Genomic DNA, 24541 nt, shown 5'->3' on the forward strand with positions numbered 1-24541 from the left:
GAAGCCACTGTTCAATCCTTAAGCAAGACGTGTGCTCGACCGCACATGCTCGCGGCTCCGTGCAAATTTCCGAAACTAAGTATTTCTTACCGTTCGCGTCGCGGACGGCGATACAATCTGCGCCGTGGAAACGAACGTCGTCCGTCATGAAATCACGCTTTTCCGTCTCTCTCGCCGCGTTCCTGCTCTTTTCAGCGGGCGTCGCGTGCCACGCGCAACAAACTCAGCCAGCACAGCAAGCGGTTCAACCCGCCGCAACGCGCTCGCTCACGAAGGAGCAGCAGGCGGCGCTCGATCAGCAGGACCGGGATATCGCCCAGGTCGCGTCGAGCATCATCAGGCTGATCGACCAGAACAAGGCGGGCGACGTATGGGATCAGGCCTCGCCCATCGCAAAACAGATCGTTTCCCGCGAAGACTTCATGAAGAAGATCGCGCGCGACCGTTTGCCGCTGGGCGCTCCGGGCCTGCGCATGCCGATGGGCGTAAAGCACTATCGCTACGACGGCACCGGCAACATGCCCGCCGGCGCGTACATCAACATTCTCTTCGACACCCAGTTCAGTCAGGCCAGTCAGTCGTCGCGCGAGATGGTGACGTTCATTCTCGATTCGGACAAGGTCTGGCGGTTCGTCGGCTATTCGGTGCGCTGAGCCGGCCTCACATGTTCGTGTAGGACGCGCACCATCCCTTGCCGGCCACGAGTTTGTCGTTGAAGAGCGAGCAGCCGCCCCAGGCATCGCTCGATTTGCCCTGATACAGCGAGCAGTTCGCGCATGTCTGTCCCGCCGCGAAGGCGGGATATTTCGCCTTGTCCACCTTGGCGGCGTCTTCCGTGTAGCCGACGGCGACGGCCGCCGGATCCGCTTCGCTCAAGTGCGGCACATCGGCGCGGGCCCGCGTGAGCCATAGCGTCGTGCCCATGCCGATGCTGAAAATCATGAAGCTGCGGCGGGAGGTGTTCATTGTCGTGGACCGTTTTCTTGTCTGCGGGGAATGTCGTCGTGCGCTCTCGGGCGCTAGTCGAACGATACGCCGACGCGCGCCGCCTTGCCCGCATCGCGGCGTTTGCAAGCCACACGTTTGCGAAATCGTACGCGCGATCGGTTTCTTGACGCGTCGCTTTCGCATTCTCCTTGAACGTGTTGCCAACGTCGTTCATTCCAGCGCGCTAAACCTTTGCGCGCGCGTGCCGTAAATCAGGCCAGAACGCAGTTGCATCGCGTGACCCCGTGGCGCCCCGGCCGCGGTTTAATCAGAAGGAGAACCACCGTGAGTGAATTGGACTGGATGATGGCAGGCGTGTATATGGCGGCGCTCGTGTGCGGCACGCTTCTCATGAGCGTGCTCGCGCGCCGCAGCCTGAGCAGGGTGGAGGATCGCGGGCACTGACAACATCGGGAATAGCCGTCTGGCATGCCCCCGTGCTCGTCGATACCAATCCTTGGAAATATCGACGGTCAGTCAATGGGGGAATGTCATGCCGATGCCCATCGGACTCGGCACGGGAACACAGCGAAGCTTGTCTGCACAGGACGTTTGCGCCGGCTAGCGGAAGGTGCCCTTCGTCAAGGATGCCGGGGACATGATTCGGATCGTGCGGATTCAACGCGGATTCAATGAAGCGCGCGCCGTGAACCGATGAATCGCATCGGCCGTCCGGCGCGCGGAAATGTCACCTTTCAGATTACTGAAACAGCTTGATCGCCTGCGTGAGCGTGTTCGTAACGCCCCAACCGAGCGGAATCAGCACATACGCCCAGAACAACAGAAGCAGCCCATTATTCGACGGGTGAACTGCCTGAGTATCGATGCGGTCATTCATCGCGGATCTCCTCTTTGACTTTTAGTTCGCCGTCTGCGGCGACGTGTCCATGTGGTGCTTCTCATGCACGCGCGTGACGAGCAGATTGCAGATGAAGCCAACGACGAGCAGCACGGCCATGATGTGCAGCGTCATCGTGTACGCTTCGGCGCCGACGACGCCATGCGCCACCTGATAGGCACGCACGTAGTTGACGAGCACCGGACCCGCGACGCCCGCCGCCGCCCACGCGGTCAGCAGCCGGCCGTGAATCCCGCCGACGAACGCCGTGCCGAACATGTCCGCGAGGTACGCGGGAATGGTCGCGAAGCCGCCGCCGTACATGGAAAGGATGATGCCGTAGGCCAGTACGAAGAGCGCGATGTTGCCCGCGCCCGCAAACTGCGGCACGAGGAAGTACAACACCGCGCCCAGCGCAAAGAACACGAAGTAAGTGTTCTTGCGCCCGATCCAGTCCGACGCCGACGCCCACACGAAGCGCCCGCCCATGTTGAAGAGCGACAGCAGCCCGACGAAGCCCGCCGCCGCACCCGCCGTGATCGAGGCCTTGAAGCTCTCCTGGATCATCACCGAGGCCTGCCCGAGCACGCCGATGCCCGCCGTCACGTTCAGGAACAGGACGAGCCACAGCAGATAGAACTGCGGCGTCTTCAGCGCCTGATCGATGTCCACGTGATTCTTCGTGATCATCTTGTTGGCGGTCACAGGCGGCGTCCAGCCAGCCGGCTTCCAGTCCGCCGGCGGGATGCGGATCGCGAGTGCGCCGATCGTCATCGAGATGAAATACAGCACGCCGAGCACGACGAAAGTCTCGGCGACGCCGGCGCTCGTCGCGCTCTTGAAGTGGTTCATCAGCGCGACGGAACCGGGCGCCGCGATCATCGCGCCGCCGCCGAAGCCCATGATCGCCATGCCCGTCGCCATGCCGCGGCGGTCCGGGAACCAGCGGATGAGCGTCGATACCGGCGACACATAGCCGAGCCCGAGCCCGATGCCGCCGATCACGCCGTAACCGAGATACAGCAGCCAGATCTGATGCAGATGGACGCCGAGCGCCGAAACGAGAAAGCCGCCGCCGAAGCAGCAGGCCGCGGTGAACATCGTGCGGCGCGGGCCGACCTTCTCCAGCCATTTGCCTGCGAACGCGGCGGACAAGCCGAGAAATACGATCGCGAGCGAGAAGATCCAGCCGAGCGTCGTCAGTGACCAGTCATCGGGTGCCGAACTGGTGATGCCGATGATCTTCGTGAGCGGCGCATTGAACACCGAGAACGCATACGCCTGCCCGATGCACAGGTGAACAGCCAGCGCGGCGGGCGGCACCATCCAGCGCGTGAACCCGGGCCGGGCGATGGTCGCCTGCTTGGAAAAAAAGCCTGTCGGGCCGTGCACGGCCCCTTGATTGATTGTGCTGTTCATCGTGGTCTCCGTGGCGCGTCATGCATGCACGTGCGCGCGCATCGTTTGCTTGAGGTGCTGCGCCGGGGTCGCCGGACACGAGCAGCCCGCCGTGGTCATGCGAGTCGATGCGGTCTTCATCGACTGATCGCAAGGCCATTCGCGCCGCCCAAACATGCGATGCAACGACATATGGGGTGCGGCGCTTTGCCACGGCTGGCATGACCATAGACAAGTGTGAAGGGCTTTGCAATATGAACACTCGTGCCATAAGCGTTTGCCCGCAGCAAATCATGCTTGTGCAGGGCGCCCGGACACGCGATCTGCGTTGCGTCGCATCGCTACAGGTGGGAGCAGGTGTTCTGAATGTGAACAGTTCACATCGGCCTCGTATAAACCCTGACGATGCGCCCCGAAACCGCATGCCGATGCGGCTTGCGCGCCGCTTGCGACATCGCGCGCGCGATGGCATGGAACTCGCAATCAAGAGCGACCGGCGCCGGACACATGCAGTACCGGCCCATTCACGTCGACATGCGAGGAGCACACACAAATGAATCACGCAGAGATGCAGTTCCTGAGCACCGAATACCCCTACAAGAAGCAGTACGGCAACTTCATCGGCGGCAAGTGGATGCCGCCCGCGGGCGGCGAGTATTTCGACAACATCTCGCCGATCACCGGCGAGCCCTTCACGTCGATCCCGCGTTCGCGCGAAGCCGATATCGAAGCCGCGCTCGACGCGGCGCACGCGGCGAAGACGTCGTGGGGCAGGACATCCGTCACCGACCGCGCGAACCTTCTGCTGAAGCTCGCCGATCGCATGGAGCAGAACCTGTCGCGTCTCGCGCTCGCGGAGTCCATCGACAACGGCAAGCCGCTGCGCGAGACGATGGCCGCGGACATTCCGCTCGCGATCGATCACTTCCGCTATTTCGCGAGCGCGGCGCGTTCGCAGGAAGGCGGCATCTCCGAGATCGATCACGATACGGTCGCGTATCACTTCCATGAGCCGCTCGGCGTCGTCGGGCAGATCATTCCGTGGAACTTCCCGATTCTGATGGCCGTATGGAAGCTCGCGCCCGCGCTCGCCGCCGGCAACTGCGTCGTGCTGAAGCCGGCGGAGCAGACGCCCGCGTCGATTCTCGTGCTGCTCGAGGTGATCGAAGATCTGCTGCCGCCGGGCGTGCTCAACGTCGTGAACGGCTTCGGTCTGGAAGCGGGCAAGCCGCTCGCATCGAACAAGCGCATCGCGAAGATCGCGTTCACCGGCGAGACCACGACCGGCCGCCTCATCATGCAGTACGCGAGCCAGAACCTGATTCCCGTGACGCTCGAACTCGGCGGCAAGAGCCCGAACATCTTCTTCGAGGATGTGCTGAGCGCCGACGACAGCTTCTTCGACAAGGCCCTCGAAGGCTTCACCATGTTCGCGCTGAACCAGGGCGAAGTGTGCACGTGCCCGTCGCGCGCGCTTGTGCAGGAATCGATCTATGAGCGCTTCATGGAACGCGCGTTGAAGCGCGTCGCGGCGATCGCGCAGGGGCATCCGCTCGACACGAAGACGATGATCGGCGCGCAGGCATCGCAGGAGCAGCTCCAGAAGATCCTGTCGTACATCGATCTCGGTAAGCAGGAAGGCGCGGAGTGCCTCTCAGGCGGTGAGCGCGCGACGTTCGATGGCGAGCTGAAGAACGGCTACTACATCAAGCCGACGGTCTTCAAAGGCCACAACAAGATGCGCATCTTCCAGGAGGAAATCTTCGGGCCGGTGCTGTCGGTGACGACTTTCAAGACCGAGGAAGAGGCGCTCGAAATCGCGAACGATACGCTCTACGGTCTCGGGGCGGGCGTATGGACGCGCGATGGCACACGCGCGTATCGCTTCGGCCGCGCGATTCAGGCGGGACGCGTATGGACCAACTGCTATCACGCGTATCCGGCGCACGCGGCGTTCGGCGGCTACAAGCAGTCGGGCATCGGACGTGAGAATCACAAGATGATGCTCGATCACTATCAGCAGACGAAGAACATGCTCGTCAGCTACAGCGACAAGCCGCTCGGCTTCTTCTAAAGCCTGCGGGGCCGCCGTCCTTTGCGACGGCGGCCGGCTCGAACAACGGGGACATCATGAGCGAACAGGAAGTGCAGCGCGTGACCGCGACGCCCGCCGCGATCGACTTGATCGAAAAGCTGAAGGCCGAGCACGGCGAGGTGCTGTTCCATCAATCCGGCGGATGCTGCGACGGCAGCGCCCCGATGTGCTTTCCGGTCAGCGAATTCATGGTGGGCGGCTCGGACGTCAAGCTCGGCGCGATCGGCGGCGTGCCGTTCTACATGACCGAATCTCAGTACGAGTACTGGCAGCACACGCAGCTCATCATCGATGCCGTGCCGGGCAACGGCGGCATGTTTTCGCTGGAGCGTCCGTCAGGTTTGCGCTTTCTCACGCGCTCGCGCTTATATAGCGATGAACAGAACGCGTGGCTCGAAAAACATCCGGTCGAGCACGTGAGCTAAGCGATTCAGTCCCATCGCGGCGGACGCTTCTCGATGAACGCCTGCGTTCCTTCGAGCGTGGCGTCCTGCATCATGTTGCAGGCCATCGTTTCCGATGCGAGTGCGTATGCAGCTTCGATGCCGGTTTCGAGTTGCCGATAGAACAAACCCTTGCCCGCCGCTACTGCTTCGCGCGGCTTGGCGGCGATGGTCGCGGCAAGCGTGCGAACGGCATCGTCGAGTTCGACTGGCGACGCGACGCGATTCACGAGGCCGCGTTCGCGCGCGGTGGCTGCATCGATGAACTCGCCGGTAAAAAGCATCTCGAACGCGGCCTTGCGCGATACGTTGCGCGACAGCGGCACGCCCGGCGTCGCGCAGAAAAGCCCGAGATTCACGCCCGACACGGCGAAACGCGCGTCGCTCGATGCCACCGCGAGATCGCACATTGCGACCAGTTGGCAGCCCGCCGCGGTGGCAATGCCATGCACGCGCGCGATCACCGGTTGCGGCATGCGCTGGATCGTCAGCATCATGCGCGAGCAGCGCGCGAAAAGCTCGCGATAGTAGTCGAGCGCGGGTTCAGCGCGCATCTCTTTCAGATCGTGGCCTGCGCAGAACGCGCGTCCCGCGCCCGCGAGCACGACGACACGCGCATCCGATCCGGCGATCTCCTTCAGCCCTTGTTCGAGCGCTTCGAGCATGGCTTCCGATAATGCGTTGAACGCATCGGGCCGATTCAGTGTGAGTTTGACGACGCCGTTGGTGTCATACGCATCGCGTTCGATCAGAACGAGTTCGCTCATGCTCATGCTCTCCTTCAAACGTCGATCGCGGCGACCGAGCCCGCGCGCTTGCGCAGTTCGAACTTCTGAATCTTGCCGGTGGACGTTTTCGGCAACTCGCAGAACTCGATCGCGCGTGGCACCTTGAAGCCCGCGAGATGCTTTTTGCAATGCGCGATCAAATCCTCCGCACTGACTTGCGCACCGGACTTCAGCTCGACGAACGCGCATGGCGTTTCGCCCCAGCGCGTATCGGGTTTCGCGACGACCGCCACGGCAAGCACGGCAGGATGCCGGTACAGCACATCCTCCACTTCGATGCTCGATATGTTCTCGCCGCCCGAGATGATGATGTCCTTGCTGCGATCCTTGATGCGCACGTAGCCATCGGGATAGGCCACCGCGAGATCGCCTGTATGGAACCAGCCGCCGCGAAACGCTTCTTCGGTCGCAGCAGGGTTCTTCAGATAGCCCTTCATCGCGATGTTGCCGCGAAACATGATCTCGCCGATCGTCTCGCCGTCCGAAGGCACGAGTTCCATCGAAAGCGGATCGCGCACGGTCACGGCATCCTGCAGGTGATAGCGCACGCCTTGCCGCGCATTGAGCCGCGCGCGTTCGCCGATATCGAGCGCGCTCCATTCGGCCTGCTGCGGACAGACCGTGGCCGGTCCATAGACCTCGGTGAGGCCGTAGACGTGAGTCAGCTCGAAGCCCATGCGCTCCATGCCTTCGATCATCGCGGCGGGCGGCGCGGCGCCCGCGACCATCGCGTGAACCTTCTGCTCGATGCCGGCTTTCATCTCGTCGGGTGCGTTGACGAGCAGGTTCTGCACGATCGGCGCACCGCAGTAATGTGTGACGCCTTCGTTGCGAATGAGATCGAAGATGGCCTTCGCATCGACGCGGCGCAGGCACACGTTCACGCCCGCGCGGGCGGCCACGGTCCACGGGAAGCACCAGCCGTTGCAATGGAACATCGGCAGTGTCCACAAGTACACGGCATGCTTCGGCATGTCCCATTCGAGGATATTGCTGACCGCATTCGTGTACGCGCCGCGATGGTGATAGACGACGCCCTTCGGATTGCCCGTCGTCCCCGACGTGTAGTTCAGACAGATGGCGTTCCATTCGTCCGATGGCGGCGACCATTCGTATGCCGGATCGCCGCTCGCGAGCAACGCTTCATACTCGATTTCGCCGATGCGCTCCCCCTCGCCCGTGTACTGCGAATCGTCGACATCGATGACGAGCACGTCTTGCGGCACGTCTTTCAAGGCTTGGAGCATGACGTCGGCGAACTCGCGATCGACGATCACGGCTTTCGCTTCGCCATGCGCGAGCATGAAGGCGAGCGTGGCGGCGTCGAGCCGCGTGTTGAGCGTGTTGAGCACGGCGCCCGTCATCGGCACGCCGAAGTGCGCTTCGACCATTTCGGGCGTGTTCGGCAGCATCGCGGCGACGGTATCGCCGGGACCGATGCCACGCGCCGCGAGCGCCGACGCGAGCCGCCGCGTACGCGCGTAGGTATCGGCCCAGTTGCGCCGCACCTCGCCGTGCACGATCGCGGGGCGCGTCGGATACACGGATGCCGCGCGCTCGATGAACATGAGCGGCGTCAGCGCCGCGAAATTGGCGGCCGTCTTGGGAAGGCCATCGTCGTACATGCCGGCTGTCATCGTCGTCTCCTGTGCGCGCTTTTCGATGCGCTTTCTTCGATTATGCCCGCGAGCCTTACACACGACTGACGCTGGCGCTGCGATCCGGTTCCGTCAGACGAGATCGTCGAGCTTCACCTCGAAGCCGCGTTTGACGCCCGGGCGCGCAAACAGCGCTTCATACCAGCGCTTGACGCTGGGGTAATCGTCGAGCGAGACCTGATGACGTTCATGCCGCCACGCCCAGCCGAGAATCGCGAAATCGGCAACTGATAATACGCCCGCCACGTATTCCACCTGCGCGAGACGCTTGTCGAGCACGCCATACAGACGGCGCGTTTCATCGGAATAGCGCTTCAGCGCATAGCGCCGATCGCATTCCGCCTCGACCATGCGGAAGTGATGCACCTGTCCCGGCATCGGGCCGAAGCCGCCCATCTGCCACATCAGCCATTCGAGCACGGGCACGCGCTCGCGCAGGCTCGCGGGCAGGAACTTGCCGGTCTTCTCACCGAGATAGAGCAGGATCGCGCCGGATTCGAAGATGCTGATCGGCTGGCCGTCGGGGCCGTCCGGATCGACAATCGCCGGAATGCGGTTGTTCGGGCTGATGCGCAGAAAGTCGGGTGCATGCTGCTCGCCCTTCGTGATGTTCACTGTCTTCACGGTGTAGGGCAGTTGCATTTCCTCCAGCGCGACGCTGATCTTGCGTCCGTTGGGCGTGTTCCACGTATGCAGTTCGATTGTCATGGCGATGCGTCCCGGTTCAGGTCAATTCAGGCGACACATAACGCTGAAAACCCGCGCGTTGGGTAATGCCTATATACCAGCGTTCGAGCTCGGGGAGCGCGGGCCGCACGAGCTCGGCGATGCCGAACCAGCGGCGCGCATAGGCGGCAATGACGAGATCGGCGAGGGTGAACGTGTTGCCTTCGAGATAGTCGCGGCCTTTCAGATGCGCATCGACGAGGCGCCAGAGCTTTTCAACTTCGTTCGCAGCGGCGGCGAGTTGCCCGACGTCGCGATCCGCCGCGCTCGTGCGGATATAGCCCCAGAAAAGAGGGCGTTCGGCCGGTTGCAGCGTGGAGAGTGCCCAGTCGAGCCAGCGGTCAGCGCTTGCCCGGACCTTCGGCTCGGCGGGGTAGAGCGTGCTGGCCGCGCCGTACTGCATCGCGAGATAACGGATGATCGAATTCGATTCCCACAGCACGAAATCGCCATCGACCAGCGTGGGCACGCGGCCCATCGGGTTCATCTCGAGATAGCCGGGTTCGTTGTTGCGCCCGAATTGCAGGCCGGCGTCGATTCGCTCGTACGCAAGGCCCACTTCATCGCAGCACCACAGCACTTTCTGCACATTGACCGAGTTGGCTCTGCCCCAGATCGTCAGCATTCGATGTCATCCTCCGTTGGTGTCGCGTTGCGCGTCGAAGGATCAATCTTAGAGTGAGTCGGGGACTTTCGCTAAAAAATGCTTATGCGTTGGACGCAATGGCATCCGGCGAATACCTATCGACCTTCTATTAGCCGTGTTTCGCGCGTGCCGCCTGAGTCGATGTGCGCCCCGAATCCGCTCTGTCCCGCGGCGAGTTCGTCGCGCAGCGTGAGGCGGGGAATCGCGTAATCGCCGTGATTCTGCTTGCGAAACGCGATGGGCGTGTCGTCAAAGAGCCGGTCGAGACGCTGGCCCAACTTATGGAAAGTTGCATCCAGACGCGCGCCGTCCATCGTACTCGTGTGATAGACGACAAAAGGCGGCAGCACGTCGAATCCGGGATAAAACAGCACGCCATGCTGGATCGGAAACAGGATATCCTCGATCGGACCGTTGATGCCGCGCGGACCGTAATGCGACTCCCAGCCGCCAGTCGTGACGACGATCATCGCGCGCTTGCCCGCCATCATGCCTTCGCCGTAGCGATCGCCCCAGTGCGTGTCCGAGTGCTCGCCCACCCCATAGCCGAAGCCATACGCATACACGCGCTCGACCCAGCCCTTCATGATCGCGGGCATCGAGAACCACCACATCGGGAATTGCAGGATCAGGGCATCGGCCCAGCGCAGCTTGTCCTGCTCGATCTCGATATCGCGGCTTTGCAAACCGTTCTCGAACGCATGCTTCGAATCGAGGCTCGCATGGAACGGCGCGTCGCGGTTGCGTTCGCGGATGTCGTTGGCGTCGAGCGCGGCTTTCCAGTTCATCGCGTACAGGTCGGAAACTTGCACGTCGTGGCCATTGGCCCGCAGGCCTTCGACGGTGAAATCATTGATGGCGCCGTTCAGCGAGCGGCGTTCCGGATGGGCATACACGATCAGCACATTCATAAGGCATTCTCCAGTTCGATACAGACATGGAGGCCAGCTTAAAGACCGAGCGGGTATATTGGAAATGAATATCCGACATTGCAGGCATTGCCATGAATAATATCTTGAGAAGACTCGATCTCAATCTGCTCGTCACGCTCGATGTCCTGCTCGCCGAGCAGAACGTCACGCGTGCAGCCGAGCGACTTCATTTTTCGCAGCCGTCCGTGAGCGTGCATCTCGCCAAGCTGCGCGATATCTTCGACGATCCCTTGTTGTTGCCCGGACCACGGGGCATGCGGCCGACGGCGCGCGCCGAAAGCCTGCGCGAGCCGTTGCGCGAAGCGCTGGCGTCGCTCGAACGCGCGGTGTCGCCGCAAGCCGCATTCGACCCCGCGTCCGCCGACAAAACATGGCGCATCGCCGCCACCGACTACACTGAATCGACCGTGCTTCTGCCTGCGTTGAGCGGCTTGCGCGCGGCCGCGCCGCGTACGCGCATCGCGGTGCTCGAAATCATGCCGCCGCGGCTCGCGAAGCAGGCGGAGAACGGCGAGATCGACCTTGCGTTTCACATTGCATCGCCTGAGACCGCCGGCTTTCACCAGCAGGCGCTCTTCACGGAAAGCTATGTGCTCGTGGGGCGCAAGGATCATCCGCGATTGAAACGGCGGCCGACGCTCGCGCAGTTCTGCGCGCTCGACCACGTGATCGTGTCGCCCGATGGCGGCGGGTTCTCCGGTCCCACGGATGCCGCGCTCGCGACGCTCGGCATGAAGCGGCATGTGGCGCTGTCCGTGCCGCACTTCCTGTTCGTACGTTCCGTGCTTGCGACGACCGATCTCGTTTCGATGCAACCGCTCAGGCTCGCGAAGCACTGGCCCGAGTTGCGCATCGTCGCGCCGCCCGTCGATATTCCCGGCTACGAGATGTCGATGTACTGGCACGAACGCGTGCATCGCGATCCGGCGCATCGGTGGCTGCGCGAGTTCATCGCGCAAGCTGTCTGAAAGCATCGCGGATCATTGATGACGTTTTCGCATGACCGTCTCTATCGGTATTACTGATTCAGCGCATGTAACGCGAGTGCTCCTCGAAGCGGTGCCGTCCGAGCCCATGCAGGCGAAAGTGTGAAGCGCGTCTTGCGAAGCTAAACACTTGCGCCTGTTGCATAAAACACCACACGTATTGCACGAAGCCACGCATCGCGACAATTGATGTGTTAAAAATCCGCGTGCTTTCATGCGTCACGCGACGCTGCTTTCGTTCAGACAGTGAACTGAAAGGCGACGCATGGAAGTCGATCAAAAATCGCTAATAAATAGACGCTCACAACACATCATGAAGACAATCACATCGCGTGCCATCGCAGGTATGGGGGCATCGGTCATCGCGCTCGCCTGTCAATCCGCATTCGCGCAAAGCTCGGTCACGCTCTATGGGGTCGCCGACGTCAGCGTGCGTTATCTCACGAACGCCAACGCCAACAACGACGGCAAGGTGTTCATGACGAACGGCGCCATCACCAACAGCCGTTTCGGTCTGAAGGGCGATGAAGATCTCGGGGGCGGCCTGAAGGCGATCTTCCGGCTGGAAAGCGGTGTGGAACTGGAGAACGGCCAGTACGCCGACAGCGCGCGCGCATTCAACCGCGCGGCCTATGTCGGTCTTTCGAGCGGCTATGGCACGCTGACGCTCGGCCGTCAGAAGACGCCGCTCTTCGATATGCTCGGCGACACTTACGATCCGCTCACCGTCGGCAATTACTTCGAGAACGCATGGCTGCCGGTTGCACTCGGCGCGGGACTCTATGCGGATAACGCGGTGAAGTACAACGGCACGTTCGCGGGCCTGACGCTCGGCGCGATGTACTCGTTCGGCACGAACTACACATCGACCGGCGCCGGCGGCTTCTCGGGTCAGGTGCCGGGCCATATGGGCGCGGGCAACATGTACGGCTTCACGGCGTCGTATGCGATGGGTCCGCTGTCCATCGGCGGCGGCTATCAGCAGAACAGCGACAACTCATCGAACAAGCAGAAGATCTGGAACGCGAACGCGGTCTATACGGTCGGCGCGGCGAAGCTCTATGTCGGCTATCTGCATTCGACCGACGACACCGGCTTTGTCGACAGCATCCTGCAGCAGCGCGGCCTCGCGTCGGGCACGGATATTCTGAAGGGCTCGGGCCGCCGCGACGACGGTCCGTTCGCGGGCATCACGTATCAGGTCACGCCGGCGCTGTTGCTCACGGGCGCGTTCTACTACGACCACATGAAGAACGCGGCCATCGGCGGCGGCGCGACGGGCAGCGGCAATCGCTACACAGGTGTGGCGCTGGCGGAGTATGCGCTGTCGAAGCGCACCGAAGTGTATGGCACCATCGACTTCAACAAGGTGACGGGCGCGGCCGATGTCGAATTGCCGGGCCGCTCGAATCAGACCGGCGTGTCGATCGGCTTGCGCAACCTCTTCTGATTGCCGGTCAGCGCACGCGCAACGTATAGCGCGTGCGCTGACGATACACCGCGCCGGGACGCAGGACGGCGCGCTCGCCGTCCATGTTGATCTCGTCGGGAAAGCCACCCGCTTCGAGACACAGCCCAGCATGCTTGCGATAGCGCGAACCATCGCGAGCGGGCACGCCTTCCAGATAATTCCCCGAGTAGAACTGCAAGCCGCGCGCATCCGTTGCGACGCTCAGCTCGCGTCCGCTCGACGGGTCGAACAGCACGGCGACCGTGCGCGGTTCGTTTGCGTTGCCGTCGAATACATAGCAATGGTCGAAGCCGCCCGCGAGCGCGAGTTGCGGATGAGATGCATCGAGACGCGTCCCGATCGATGCAGGCTCGCGCAAATCGAACACGCTGTTCGTTACCGCTTCGAGTGCAACGGGAATCGACTTCGCATCGATCGCGAGAAACGTATCCGATGCAATCGATATTTCATGATCGCGAATGCTCGCGTCATTGCCCAGATTGAAGTACGCATGGTTCGTGAGGCTGACGGGCGTCGGCGCATCGGTGCGCGCTTCGTAATCGATCGATAGCATGCCCGCGTCGTTCAGTGCATAACGCACGGTCACATCGAGATTGCCGGGAAAGCCCGCCGCGCCCGAAGGCGAATGCAGCGTCATGACGAGCGCGTCATCGGCCACGTCCACGCGCCACATCTGCCGATGAAAACCCGCCGAGCCGCCATGCAGATGATTGGCGCTTTCATTGCGCTCGACCTGATACGCAAGGCCGTCGAGCAGGAAGCGCCCATCGCGGATGCGGTTGGCCCAGCGCCCGATGATCGCGCCCATGAACGCGCTGCCGTTCAGATAGTCGGCGGGCGTGTCGTGACCGAGCAGCACATCGGCGAAATGTCCTTCACGGTCGGGCGCGAGCCATGAGACGAGCGTCGCGCCCAGATCGCTGATCTCGACGCGCATGCCGGATGCATTGCGTAACGTGTAGAGATGCGCGTCGTCCCAGGGACGAATATCGATGAGAGAAGAGGAGGTCATGCGCGCGATCATCTCACGGACGCGCCGCGACTTCATCGAGATGCAGCAGCAGATCCGCAGGATCTTCGTACACGCGCAAGGCGCCCGAGCGCTCCAGTTCGTCGCTGCCATAACCGCCCGAGAGCAGGCCGACGCCGAGCGAGCGGCATCGGCGCGCGGCCAGCATGTCCCAGATGCTGTCGCCGACGACGACCGTATGCTCGATCGGCACGTTCAGGCGCGCGGCAGCGGCAAGGAAGAGGTCGGGATCGGGCTTCGCGTACTTCACCATGTCACGGGTGATGACCACTTGCTTCGAAGGATCGACGCCCAATGCTTCGAGATTGACCTGTGCGGTCTCCATGCGTCCGCTCGTCGCGATGGCCCATTTCGTCCCTGCCTGCGTGAGCGCTTCGAGCAGTTCGCGCGCCCCCGGCAGCGGGCATACCTGCACGCGCAGCCGCTTGTAGGCTTCTGCATGCAATTGACGCAGCCGCTCGACGCGATCCGCGCTGATCTCGCCATGCGTCTCGCGCAACAACTGATTCGTGAAGAGCCCGCCGCTCATGCCGATCTTGCGATGAATGCGCCACACGGACAATTCGATGCCTTCCGCGTCGAGCGCTTCCTTCCACGCGAGCACGTGCTGATAGACGCTATCGACGAGCGTGCCGTCGAGGTCGAACAGGAATGACGTTTCGATGCGCATGATCTACTCCCTTTGATTGTGTCGTGGCGTCTTCATCATACGCACGATCGGGCGAGCGGGCTGCCGCAGGTGCGATAATGGATGTTTGCGCCGCGCCCGGGTTACCTCGCGGAAAACACGCATAGATCCCTGAATTTTGCATCAATCACGCATGACGGAGCCTATCTTGACCCGCATCGACAATCCCTCCCGCGATCAGGAGGCAGGCGTGGCCGACTCCACGCAAGACACGACCCGCATCGACGATACGCGCATCGGCGCCGTGCGTCCGCTGATCTCGCCGGCCTTGCTGCTCGACGAACTGCCTGTGACGCCCGGCGTGCAGACGCTCGTGGAGGAAAGCCGCGCGGCCATCGCGAACATATTGCATGGCCGCGATGACCGCCTCGTCGTGGTCGTCGGCCCGTGCTCCATCCACGATCACGATCAGGCGATGGAATACGCGCAGCGCCTGAAGCAGGTCGCGGACCGGCTGCGCGACGATCTCTTCATCGTGATGCGCGTGTACTTCGAAAAGCCGCGCACCACGGTAGGCTGGAAGGGCTATATCAACGATCCGCGTCTGGACGGCAGCTTCCGCATCAACGAAGGCCTGCGTCGCGCGCGCGAACTGCTGCTCGACATCAGCGGCCTGGGGCTTCCGACCGCAACCGAGTTTCTCGATCTGCTGAGCCCGCAATACATCGCCGATCTGATCGCGTGGGGCGCGATCGGCGCGCGCACGACCGAGAGCCAGAGCCATCGTCAGCTTGCATCGGGTCTCTCGTGCCCGATCGGCTTCAAGAACGGCACCGACGGCGGCGTGCAGGTCGCGGCGGACGCGATCGTCGCGGCACGCGCGAGCCACGCGTTCATGGGCATGACGAAGATGGGCATGGCCGCGATCTTCGAGACGCGCGGCAACGACGACTGCCATGTCATTCTGCGCGGCGGCAAGAAGGGGCCGAACTATGACGCGCAAAGCGTTGCGGCGGCGTGCGGCGCATTGACGAAGCTCGGCCAGCGCGAGCAGGTGATGATCGATTGTTCGCACGCCAACTCGAACAAGTCGCATCTGCGCCAGGTGGATGTCGCGCAGGACATCGCGCGGCAACTGGAAGCGGGCGAGCGGCGCATCACCGGCGTGATGATCGAGAGTCATCTGGAAGAGGGCCGTCAGGATCTCGAGCCGGGCGTGCCGCTCAAGCACGGCGTGTCGATCACCGACGCGTGCCTCGGCTGGACGCAGAGCGAGCCGGTGCTCGAACTGCTTGCGCAAGCCGTGAGAAAACGCCGCGCGGGCTGATTCGGCGCTGCGCGGAAGAAAGGGACATGAGCGAAGCACACAGGCTTCATTCAAGCAAGACGCTCATGTCCCTCAGGCGATGCGTCGCAGGGGCAATCGCTTACCTCGCCACGGCCGCATTCAACGCATTGATCAACGCCAGCGGGTCGAAAGGCTTGCGCACCTGAACGGACCTCGGCAAGGCGCGGCGCTCGTCGTCGCTGAGCGCGAGATCGTAGCCGGTCACGAATACGACGCCTAGCTGCGGCGCACCGCGACACGCGGCGATCGCCAGCTCCACGCCGGATTGCCCCGCAAGATCCACATCCGTCAGCAGCAATTCGAAGCGATGCTCGCGCAACAAAGCGAGCGCCTCGTCAACGCTGCCCGCATCGATCAGATCCAGTCCGAACGTGCGCAACATCTCAGCGGTGCTCGTGCGCACCAGTTCGTTGTCTTCGACGAACAGCACGCGCATGCGCGACAGCGCATCGTCCGGGGCGTTACGCGGCACACCCGTGTCGATGTCCGCCACCGCGGCCGCCGAGGTGTGCCCGGCTTGGCCGAGCACATGCCGCACCTTGCGCGCCAAAGCTTCATGCGTATAAGGCTTGCTCAACAGATCGATGCCTTCATCGAGCCGCCCCGCGTGAACGATCGCATTATCCGTATAGCCCGACGTGAACAGCACCGCGATGCCCGGCACGCGTTCGCGCGCCTTGCGCGCAAGCTCCGTGCTGCGCAACGGCCCCGGCATGACGACATCGGTGAAGAGCAGATCGATACGCACGCCGCTCTCGACGATCGCAAGCGCGCTCTGCGCATCCTTCGACCGCAACACGCGATACCCGAGATCCGCGAGCATCTCGACGACGGTCGCGCGCACTTCTTCATCGTCCTCGACCACGAGAATCGTTTCACTGCCGCCTTTGGCCGGACCGGCGTCGATATTGGCTTCAAGGTCTTCTTCCTCACGCGCGCGCGGCAGATAGATGCGCACCGTCGTGCCGTGTCCTTCCTCGCTGTACACCTTCACGTGCCCGCCGGATTGCTTGACGAAGCCGTACACCATCGACAGCCCGAGACCCGTGCCCTGACCCTCGCGCTTGGTCGTGAAGAACGGCTCGAACGCGCGTTCCTGCACTTCGGGCGACATCCCCGAGCCCGTGTCCGTCACGGCGACCATCACATACTGGCCGGGCGACACCTCGGCGTGGCGCATTGCGTAGGCTTCGTCGAGCGATGCATTGCCCGCTTCGATCGTGAGCTTTCCGTGACCGTTCATCGCATCGCGCGCGTTGATCGCGAGATTGAGCAGTGCGTTCTCGACCTGAAACGGATCGACGAGCGTATTCCACAAACCGCCCGACACGATGGTCTCGATTTCGATGCCATCGCCGAGTGCGCGCCGGAACATGTCGTCGAGGCCGCGCACGAAGCGGCCCAGATTCACGACCTTCGGCGCGAGCGGCTGCCGTCTGCCGAATGCGAGTAGCTGCGATGCGAGATTCGCGCCGCGCGCGACGCCCGCGAGCGCGTTCCTCACGCGCTGCTCCGGCTTGTCCTCGCCGGCGACGTCCTTCGCGAGCAATTGCAGATTGCCGCCGATCACTTGCAGCAGATTGTTGAAGTCGTGCGCGACGCCGCCCGTCAGCTTGCCGATCGCTTCCATTTTCTGCGCCATGCGCAGCGCTTCCTCGGCCTGACGCAGCGCCTCGGCGGTTTCGCGATCCGCCGTGACGTCGCGGCCCACGCCGTGAATGCGCCGCGTGCGCGGGTCGAGCGATACCGTCCACGCGATCCAGCGCCAGCCGCCATCCGAGCGGCTCAGCCGGCATTCGTAGCGCACCGGCACGCCGTTCGCACGCAGGCTGCCGAGTTCGGCGGTGGCCGCGTGAACGTCGTCCGGATGCACGAGGTCCATCACCGTGTGCGAATGCAGGCGATGCGAATCGAAGCCGAGCACCGTCGTCCATGAAGGACTCACGCGCAGCAGCGCGCCCTCGAAGCTCGCGACGAAGAACAGGTCCTCGCTCAGTTCCCACAGGCGGTCGCGGTCGGCGACGGCATCGGCCACACGGCGCTCCAGCGTCTCGTTCAGATCGCGCAGCGCCGCCTGCGCCTTCGTGCGTTCCGCGATCTCGTCCTGCGCCGCCTGATAGAGACGCGCATTGTCGATGGCGATCGCCGCCTGCGATGCGATGCCTGTGAGAATCCGCTCAGCGCGCTCCGTGAATACGCCCGGCTCAGGATGTCCGAAGAAGAGCCCGCCGAGCACTTCGCCCGTGCGCGAGATGACCGGCGCGGCGAGATAGCTGCACACGGCGAGATGGCCTTTGGGCATGCCGTGATGCGGCGCGTTGTGGCCGTAGCGTGGATCTTTCGTGATGTCGTCCGAGCGCACGATGCCTTCGCCCGCAAAGGTCGGACCGAACACGGCGGTGTTGCGCGGCATCGGGAACCGGTCGAACGTGTCCTTGGGCACGCCCGACAGCGCGTAAAGGGTATAGCGTGCGCCCTTGTCGTCGAGCACGTTGTAGAAGAACGAGCCGAAGGCGGCGCCCGTCAGCTCGGTCGCGGCATCGACGACGATCTGCACCGCGCGGCTCAGCTCGAGCTCCCCCGCGACCGCCGTGCCGACGCGGTTGAGGATCTCCAGCGTGCGCGATTCGTCACGCAGCTTCTGCTCGGTCGCGCGACGCAATCGCGCGAGGCGCAGATTGCTCGACACGCGCGCGACCAGTTCGCGCGCGGGGAAGGGCTTGGTCAGATAGTCGTCCGCGCCCGCTTCGAGGCCGCCAACGCGCGCCTCCTCGCCCGCGCGCGCCGACAGCAGCACGACCGGCGTGTCGCGCAGCGCCTCGTCCTCGCGCACCGCCTGCAGGAGCGCGAAGCCGTCGAGGCGCGGCATCATCACGTCGGAGACGATCACCTCGGGACGCACGGAACGCGCCATCGCGAGCGCGGCCTCGCCATCGGCGGCGACGCTCACGTCGTGGCCTGCCGCGCTCAGCATGCGGCGCATGTAGTCGCGCAGGTCGGCGTTGTCGTCGACTATGAGCACGCGGCCCGGCAGCGCGTCCGCGGGCGTCGGCTCGGCGGTTGCCGTCGCGCCGAGCGGCGTGTCTTCCTCGCTCTCGGCGACCGGCTGCTCATCCGCGTCAGGCATCCAGCGCATGGCGGCATCGACATACGACCGGGCGCGATTGCTCGCCTCGGCATGCGGCGCGCCGGGCGCGTCGAGCGCGGGCTCGAGCGGGGCGGGCAAGGTCACGGTGAAGCACGCGCCGTGGCCGGACGTGCTGTCCACGCGGATCGTGCCGCCATGCAGCTTGACGAGCTCCTGCACCATCGCGAGACCGATGCCGCTGCCTTCCATCGAACGGCCCGCCGCACCCGCGACGCGATGAAAGCGCTCGAACACGCGCGCGAGCTCCTGTTCCGGAATGCCGATGCCGGTATCGCGCACGCTCAGTTCGATGCCGTGCTCCGCGTTCGCGTGCAGCGAAATCCGGATGAAGCCGTCGAACGTGAACTTGAACGCGTTCGACAGCAGGTTCATCACGATCTTTTCCCACATGTCGCGGTCGATGTTCGCGATCACGGGCGTCGATCCGATGTCGATCTCGAGGCGCAGGCCGGCCGATTCGATCGCCGAGCGAAAGAGCGAGGCGAGCTCGGCGGTGAACACGGCGATGTCTGTCGGCTGGCGATGAATCTCGATGCGCCCGGCCTCGATGCGCGAGAAGTCGAGCAGTGCGTTGACGAGCTTCAGGAGCCGCAAGCCATTGCGATGCATGACCTCGACGACGCGCATGTCTTCCCGGCTCACGCGGTCGGGGCTCGTGAGCAGTTCTTCGAGCGGGCCGAGCATCAGCGTGAGCGGCGTCCTGAACTCGTGGCTGATATTGGAGAAGAACGTGGTCTTCGCGCGGTCGATTTCGGCGAGTGCTTCGGCGCGCCGGCGCTCTTCGTCGTAGGCGTGCGCGTAGCCGATCGCCGCGCCGATCTGGCTCGCGACCAGATTCATGAAGGCGCGATAGCCATCGTCGAACAGCCGATAGGGATTGAGCGCGGCGATCAGCACGCACGCGGGACCGGTTTCGCCCGAAGGCGCGATGGGCACGATCACGGCGCTCGCCGGCGCGACGCTCCATGCGCCGGTGGGCAGAGGCGCATCGATGATGCGATCCAGGTTCGTGACGATGCGTGCCTCGTTGTCGCGCAGCACGTCCTGGAAGGGCCACGGGTTCTGGCGCGCGGCATGCAGGACCGCGGGCGCGGCGCGATGCTCCGGCTCGATGCCGCACGCGCTGACGAGCGTCGCCGTATCGCCGCCCGGCTCGACGGCATAGAGCAGCGCGAAAGGCATGTCGCGCGACGCCGTCTGCAACGCGCTCATCGACCGTTCGCACGCTTCGCGCCAGGTGCGCGCGTCGGCCGCCGATGCCGCCAGCTCGCGCAGCACGTTCAACTGGCGCTCGCCGAGCACGCGTTGCGTGTCGTCGCTGTTCGCGCAGATGATGCCGCCCGCGCCGCCGCGATCGTCGGGAATCGGGCTGTAGGAGAACGTGTAATACGTTTCTTCCGGAAAGCCGTTGCGCTCCATGATGAGGAGCTTCTGTTCGACGTACGTGCCTTCGACGCCCGCGAGCGCGGTGTCGAGCAGCGGACCGATCTCGTTCCAGATTTCGCGCCACACGACCGAGGTCGGCCGGCCGAGTGCTTGCGGATGCTTGCCGCCGATGATCGACTTGTACGCGTCGTTGTAGAAGAAGAGCAGGTCGGGGCCCCAGCCGACCCAGATCGGCTGGCGGGAGGTGAGCATGATGCGGATGGCCGTCTTGAGACTTTGCGGCCAGTGCTCGGGCGCGCCGAGCGCCGTTTGCGTCCAGTCGAGCGCACGGATGAGCGCGCCCATTTCGCCGCCGCCCAGGAGGAAGCTCGGGTCGAGACCGTCCATCCTCGTATCCGCGATCAGATTGTCAGCTTTCATCGACGCTTGGTCTCCTCGCCCGGTCTCTCGATGCGGCGACGTCATGTGGCGGCAATGCCCGAATTAACGCTCGAATCGCCCGCGCGCCGCGTTTGCACGGCGCGCAGGCGATTTCGAATTCTCGCACGGAAAACGCTTCGCTTCGCGTCGGCCCTGCGCGTGTGAGGCCCGTCCGCAAACGCGCTCAGGGCGCGGCGACGAATCGAGGCCCGTTGCGCGCACCGTGTCCTGCGCCTGCGTCGACCCGAGAAAGCGCTGCAGCGCGTGCGCCTCGTCCGCATGCTCCACGCCGACCGATTGCACTTCCTCCGGAATCCGCCCGACGAATTGCGCGCCCGGCACCGATAGCAATTCGCCGGCCTGCTGAACGCCTATGTCGTCATCGCCGCTCGCGACGAGCGATGCGACCGGGATGGTCGGCACCATCTCCAGCAAGGCCGCACGCGCGCGCAAGGCAGGGCCGCGTGGGCCTTCGGAACGCTTTTTGCTGAACCGATGCAGCACAAGCACATTGCGTACTCACGCTGCCACGACGTTCGAGAACATGTCCAGACCGATGCCTAGAACCACACTCAACTCCGAAGCCGGAATCTACGAAGGCTTCGATATCTACGCGTCGTATGTGGTCAACGCGACGGGCATGCACATTGGCACACTCAAAGTAGTTCGCAAACGGGACAAGCGCGTGCTCTATCCCTTCGACGGCTGCGAGACCATCGGCCCGTTCGAATCCAGCGAGGATGCGCGGCGCGCCGCCGAAGAACTCGGCAGACGTATCGTCACGGCGGATATCGCAAATCCGGAGCGCTGATCGCATCGCTTGCTAATGTCCTATGACGCTTGTCGACGAAACGGCACGATGCGCGGATATCCACACAGTCGGCAGGCCCGACCGCCCGAATCGGAGCAACGCGGTAAATAGCCCCGCGTATGCGCGGTCGATCGGCAAGAATCGCCCGCGTTTCGGGGAAAACCCCAGCGTTGCGATCGTCCTAGGACATGCCAGCCGTGCCGCATGCGTCTGTATCTTGACCTCAAGGCGGTGCGTGGCGCGCAACTCAGGCGCAGCACCGGGTCACTGACGCATCCGGACAACGACTATGAGTTACCTGCAACCATCCACGAAGCCAGACGCGCAGGCGCGCGGACCCATCAGACGCGCCATGGCGGCCTCGGCCATCGGCAACGCGACCGAGTGGTTCGACTACGGCATCTACAGCTACGGCCTCACTTATATTTCGGCGGCGCTTTTTCCCGGCAGCACCGCGCAGGCCACCCTCTTCGCGCTCGCGACCTTTGCGATTTCCTTCCTTGTCCGGCCGCTCGGCGGACTCTTTTGGGGGCCGCTTGGCGACAGGCTCGGCCGCAAGCATGTGCTCGCGCTGACCATCATCATCATGTCGGTGGCCACGCTGCTCGTCGGCCTCTTGCCGTCGTATGGAAGCATCGGCTTATGGGCGCCGGCGGCGCTCGTCGCGCTGCGCATGATCCAGGGCTTCTCGACGGGCGGCGAGTACGGCGGCGCGGCGACGTTCATGGCGGAGTACGCGCCCGATGACAAGCGCGGCTTTTGCGGCAGTTTCCTCGAGTTCGGCACGCTAGCGGGGTTCTCGCTCGGCGCATTGCTGATGCTCGGATGCTCGGTTCTGCTCGGCAACGACGCGATGCACGCATGGGGCTGGCGCCTGCCGTTCCTCGTCGCGGCGCCGCTCGGTCTGATCGGCCTGTATCTGCGTTCGAAGATGGAAGATACGCCGGTGTTCCGCGAGTGCGCCGAAGCGTCCGAACGCGAACATCATGCGGGCGTGCCCTTGGGTGAGCTTTTCGCGCGCTACTGGAAGCCGCTGCTTCAATTGGGCGGGCTGGTCGTGGCGCTGAACGTGGTGAACTACGTGCTGCTCGCGTATATGCCGACCTTCATGAAGAAGGAACTCGGCATGAGCGATAACCTTTCGCTGCTGCTGCCCTTGATCGGCATGTTGTCGATGATGGTGCTGCTGCCGTTCGCGGGCGCACTGTCGGATCGCATCGGGCGAAAGAAGGTGTGGTGGCTTTCGCTCGCCGGTATCTTCGTCGCGGCCGTGCCGATGTTCACGTTGATGTCGCATGGCATCGCGGGCGCGCTGATCGGGCTGGGCGTGCTGGGGCTGCTTTATGTGCCGCAACTGGCGAGCATCTCGGCAATGTTTCCCGCGATGTTTCCGACGCAGGCGCGTTATGCGGGCATGGCGATCGCCTATAACATTTCGACGTCGATCTTCGGCGGCACTGCGCCGATGGTGACGGACTGGCTCATCGGGCGCACGGGCAGCACGCTGGTTCCGGCGTATTACATGATGGGTGCTTGCGCGGTCGGCGCCATTGCGTTGTTGTTCGTCACCGAGACCGTGGGATGCTCGCTGCGCGGGCGGGACATTCCGGGCGCGAAGGCAGTGTCAGGGACGCGTCGGGAGGATGCGGGGGTTGAGAGGCTGCCGGAGCATCGGCACGCTTGATGGATTTTTCTTGATTGGTTCGCGGCCCGGCGATTTTTTGCTCGGGCCGATTTTTTTTTGCCGTTACTTCGTGAGGCTCGATTCTCGTTCGTCAGCTATTTGATGCGCAGCAGGCAGGCTTGTCGACGCCGCCGGGGGCAACTGCATGCACCCCCATCCCTCAATGTGCCACCTTCACCGCCTTCTTCCCACCCAGAACGCGCGCCTGCAACACGATCACAAGCAACAAAAACAGCCCGCGAATCACCGACTGCCAGTAAGCGGAAAGCGAGATGTACCCCAGCCCGTTTTCGAAGTTCAAAAGATTGAACACAAGACCAAGCAGCGCGACGCCGGCGATCGTCATCGCGATGGAACCTTCGCCGCCTGTCAGGCGCGTGCCGCCGAGCACCACGGCCGAAATCGCGAACAACTCCCAGCCGACGCCCTCGTTCGGCTGGCCCGCGCCGAACTGCGCGGCGAGAATGGCGCCGGCGATGCCGGCGAGCAAGCCGGAAACTGCATAAACCAACACCAGCGTGCGATCGACATTCAGACCCATCAATCGCGAAGCTTCTTCGCTGCCGCCGATCGCGAGCGCATGCCGCCCGAACCGCGAGCTGCGCAACGCAATCCAACCGATCACGGCCGCCGCCGCACAGACGATTCCCGGAATCGGCAAACCCAGAAAATCGCCTTGCCCGAATGCGGCGAAGTTCATGTCCGACGATATCGCCACCGCATCGTTATGACCGAGCAAGAGCGCGAGCCCATGCGCGCCGAGGCTCGTCGCCAGCGTGACGATGAACGGCAGGATCCGCATGTGCGTGATGACGAGTCCGTTCAACACGCCTACCGCGAGCCCGGCGAGCGATCCCGCGATCACGCCCGCCCACGCCCCGTGCGGGCTCGCCAGCGCCGATACGACGCTCGCGAGCGCAGCCACAGCACCGACCGACAGATCGATGCCCCCCGTGATGATCACGAACGCCATGCCGATGGATATCAGCAGGAACATCGAGTTGTATCGCCAGAACGACGTCACGTTATACGCCGACAGGAAATGCTCATAGCGCATGACGCCAAGCACGAGCAACGCGACGAGCGCGATCAGAATGGGCAAGTTCTTTTTCATGGCA

The 24541-nt window shown here is 63.5% G+C and carries 21 protein-coding genes; 8 read left to right on the forward strand and 13 right to left on the reverse strand.

All coding sequences use genetic code 11. The annotated features are described in order from the left end of the window. Positions 1-146: 146 nt before the first annotated feature. A complete protein-coding gene (locus tag NCS58_RS26180; protein ID WP_061116318.1) occupies positions 147-653 on the forward strand; it encodes a DUF4019 domain-containing protein in 507 nt (168 codons plus the stop codon). 7 nt (positions 654-660) lie between these two features. Here the strand turns inward: NCS58_RS26180 and NCS58_RS26185 are convergent, their stop codons facing one another. The 3 genes from NCS58_RS26185 to NCS58_RS26195 form a co-directional block, all read right to left on the reverse strand. Beyond that, positions 661-966, reverse strand: a complete 306-nt coding sequence (locus NCS58_RS26185) for a high-potential iron-sulfur protein (RefSeq protein ID WP_061116319.1) — start codon at positions 964-966, stop codon at positions 661-663. 721 nt (positions 967-1687) lie between these two features. Further along, complete coding sequence (locus NCS58_RS26190) at positions 1688-1825, reverse strand: hypothetical protein (protein WP_061116320.1); 138 nt, start codon at positions 1823-1825, stop codon at positions 1688-1690. Positions 1826-1846: 21 nt separating this feature from the next. Then, positions 1847-3244 carry an OFA family MFS transporter gene (locus tag NCS58_RS26195; RefSeq protein WP_061116321.1) on the reverse strand — a complete coding sequence of 466 codons (1398 nt, stop codon included), beginning with the start codon at positions 3242-3244 and terminating at the stop codon, positions 1847-1849. A 532-nt stretch (positions 3245-3776) separates the two neighbouring features. On the opposite strand from NCS58_RS26195, the gene adh reads away from it, so the two are divergent. Continuing rightward, positions 3777-5297, forward strand: coding sequence for an aldehyde dehydrogenase (gene adh / locus NCS58_RS26200; protein ID WP_061116322.1), 1521 nt, complete (start codon positions 3777-3779; stop codon positions 5295-5297). A 56-nt stretch (positions 5298-5353) separates the two neighbouring features. Beyond that, on the forward strand, positions 5354-5743 hold the full coding sequence (locus NCS58_RS26205) for a DUF779 domain-containing protein (RefSeq protein WP_061116323.1): 390 nt from the start codon (positions 5354-5356) through the stop codon (positions 5741-5743). A gap of 5 nt (positions 5744-5748) precedes the next feature. Here NCS58_RS26205 and NCS58_RS26210 read toward each other — a convergent pair whose 3' ends face one another. The 5 genes from NCS58_RS26210 to NCS58_RS26230 form a co-directional block, all read right to left on the reverse strand. Beyond that, the gene (locus tag NCS58_RS26210; protein ID WP_061116521.1) at positions 5749-6528 is read right to left on the reverse strand and encodes an enoyl-CoA hydratase; all 780 of its coding nucleotides are present in this window, start codon (positions 6526-6528) and stop codon (positions 5749-5751) included. Between the two features lie 14 nt (positions 6529-6542). Next, positions 6543-8186: an acyl-CoA synthetase gene (locus tag NCS58_RS26215; RefSeq protein WP_250477806.1), complete on the reverse strand. Its 1644-nt coding sequence runs from the start codon at positions 8184-8186 to the stop codon at positions 6543-6545. Between the two features lie 93 nt (positions 8187-8279). After that, a complete protein-coding gene (locus NCS58_RS26220) occupies positions 8280-8915 on the reverse strand; it encodes a glutathione S-transferase family protein (protein WP_061116325.1) in 636 nt (211 codons plus the stop codon). Positions 8916-8931: 16 nt separating this feature from the next. Next, on the reverse strand, positions 8932-9558 hold the full coding sequence (locus NCS58_RS26225; protein ID WP_061116326.1) for a glutathione S-transferase family protein: 627 nt from the start codon (positions 9556-9558) through the stop codon (positions 8932-8934). Between the two features lie 116 nt (positions 9559-9674). Further along, positions 9675-10490, reverse strand: a complete 816-nt coding sequence (locus NCS58_RS26230; RefSeq protein WP_061116327.1) for an NAD(P)H-dependent oxidoreductase — start codon at positions 10488-10490, stop codon at positions 9675-9677. A gap of 92 nt (positions 10491-10582) precedes the next feature. On the opposite strand from NCS58_RS26230, the gene NCS58_RS26235 reads away from it, so the two are divergent. Together NCS58_RS26235 and NCS58_RS26240 are read left to right on the forward strand one after the other, a co-directional pair. Next, positions 10583-11479, forward strand: coding sequence for a LysR family transcriptional regulator (locus tag NCS58_RS26235; RefSeq protein WP_061116328.1), 897 nt, complete (start codon positions 10583-10585; stop codon positions 11477-11479). A gap of 331 nt (positions 11480-11810) precedes the next feature. Continuing rightward, on the forward strand, positions 11811-12947 hold the full coding sequence (locus tag NCS58_RS26240; RefSeq protein ID WP_250538910.1) for a porin: 1137 nt from the start codon (positions 11811-11813) through the stop codon (positions 12945-12947). Positions 12948-12954: 7 nt separating this feature from the next. On the opposite strand, the gene NCS58_RS26245 is transcribed toward NCS58_RS26240, so the two are convergent. Beyond that, complete coding sequence (locus NCS58_RS26245) at positions 12955-13980, reverse strand: aldose epimerase family protein (protein ID WP_250477807.1); 1026 nt, start codon at positions 13978-13980, stop codon at positions 12955-12957. A 13-nt stretch (positions 13981-13993) separates the two neighbouring features. After that, on the reverse strand, positions 13994-14668 hold the full coding sequence (locus NCS58_RS26250; protein WP_061116331.1) for an HAD family hydrolase: 675 nt from the start codon (positions 14666-14668) through the stop codon (positions 13994-13996). Positions 14669-14834: 166 nt separating this feature from the next. Between NCS58_RS26250 and NCS58_RS26255 the strand changes: the two genes are divergently transcribed. Continuing rightward, on the forward strand, positions 14835-15953 hold the full coding sequence (locus tag NCS58_RS26255) for a 3-deoxy-7-phosphoheptulonate synthase (RefSeq protein ID WP_061116522.1): 1119 nt from the start codon (positions 14835-14837) through the stop codon (positions 15951-15953). A gap of 100 nt (positions 15954-16053) precedes the next feature. Here the strand turns inward: NCS58_RS26255 and NCS58_RS26260 are convergent, their stop codons facing one another. Further along, positions 16054-20928, reverse strand: coding sequence for a response regulator (locus NCS58_RS26260; protein ID WP_061116332.1), 4875 nt, complete (start codon positions 20926-20928; stop codon positions 16054-16056). Positions 20929-20991: 63 nt separating this feature from the next. Then, positions 20992-21381, reverse strand: a complete 390-nt coding sequence (locus NCS58_RS26265) for a hypothetical protein (RefSeq protein WP_143756270.1) — start codon at positions 21379-21381, stop codon at positions 20992-20994. A 103-nt stretch (positions 21382-21484) separates the two neighbouring features. On the opposite strand from NCS58_RS26265, the gene NCS58_RS26270 reads away from it, so the two are divergent. Both NCS58_RS26270 and NCS58_RS26275 read left to right on the forward strand, forming a co-directional pair. Then, positions 21485-21739, forward strand: a complete 255-nt coding sequence (locus tag NCS58_RS26270; protein WP_061116334.1) for a DUF6723 family protein — start codon at positions 21485-21487, stop codon at positions 21737-21739. A 289-nt stretch (positions 21740-22028) separates the two neighbouring features. Continuing rightward, positions 22029-23423 carry an MFS transporter gene (locus NCS58_RS26275; protein WP_061116335.1) on the forward strand — a complete coding sequence of 465 codons (1395 nt, stop codon included), beginning with the start codon at positions 22029-22031 and terminating at the stop codon, positions 23421-23423. A 160-nt stretch (positions 23424-23583) separates the two neighbouring features. Here the strand turns inward: NCS58_RS26275 and NCS58_RS26280 are convergent, their stop codons facing one another. Continuing rightward, a complete protein-coding gene (locus tag NCS58_RS26280; RefSeq protein ID WP_061116523.1) occupies positions 23584-24537 on the reverse strand; it encodes an ABC transporter permease in 954 nt (317 codons plus the stop codon). Positions 24538-24541: the final 4 nt, after the last annotated feature.

The sequence above is a fragment of the Caballeronia sp. INML3B genome, assembly GCF_023631305.1.
Classification (GTDB): Bacteria; Pseudomonadota; Gammaproteobacteria; order Burkholderiales; family Burkholderiaceae; genus Caballeronia; species Caballeronia turbans.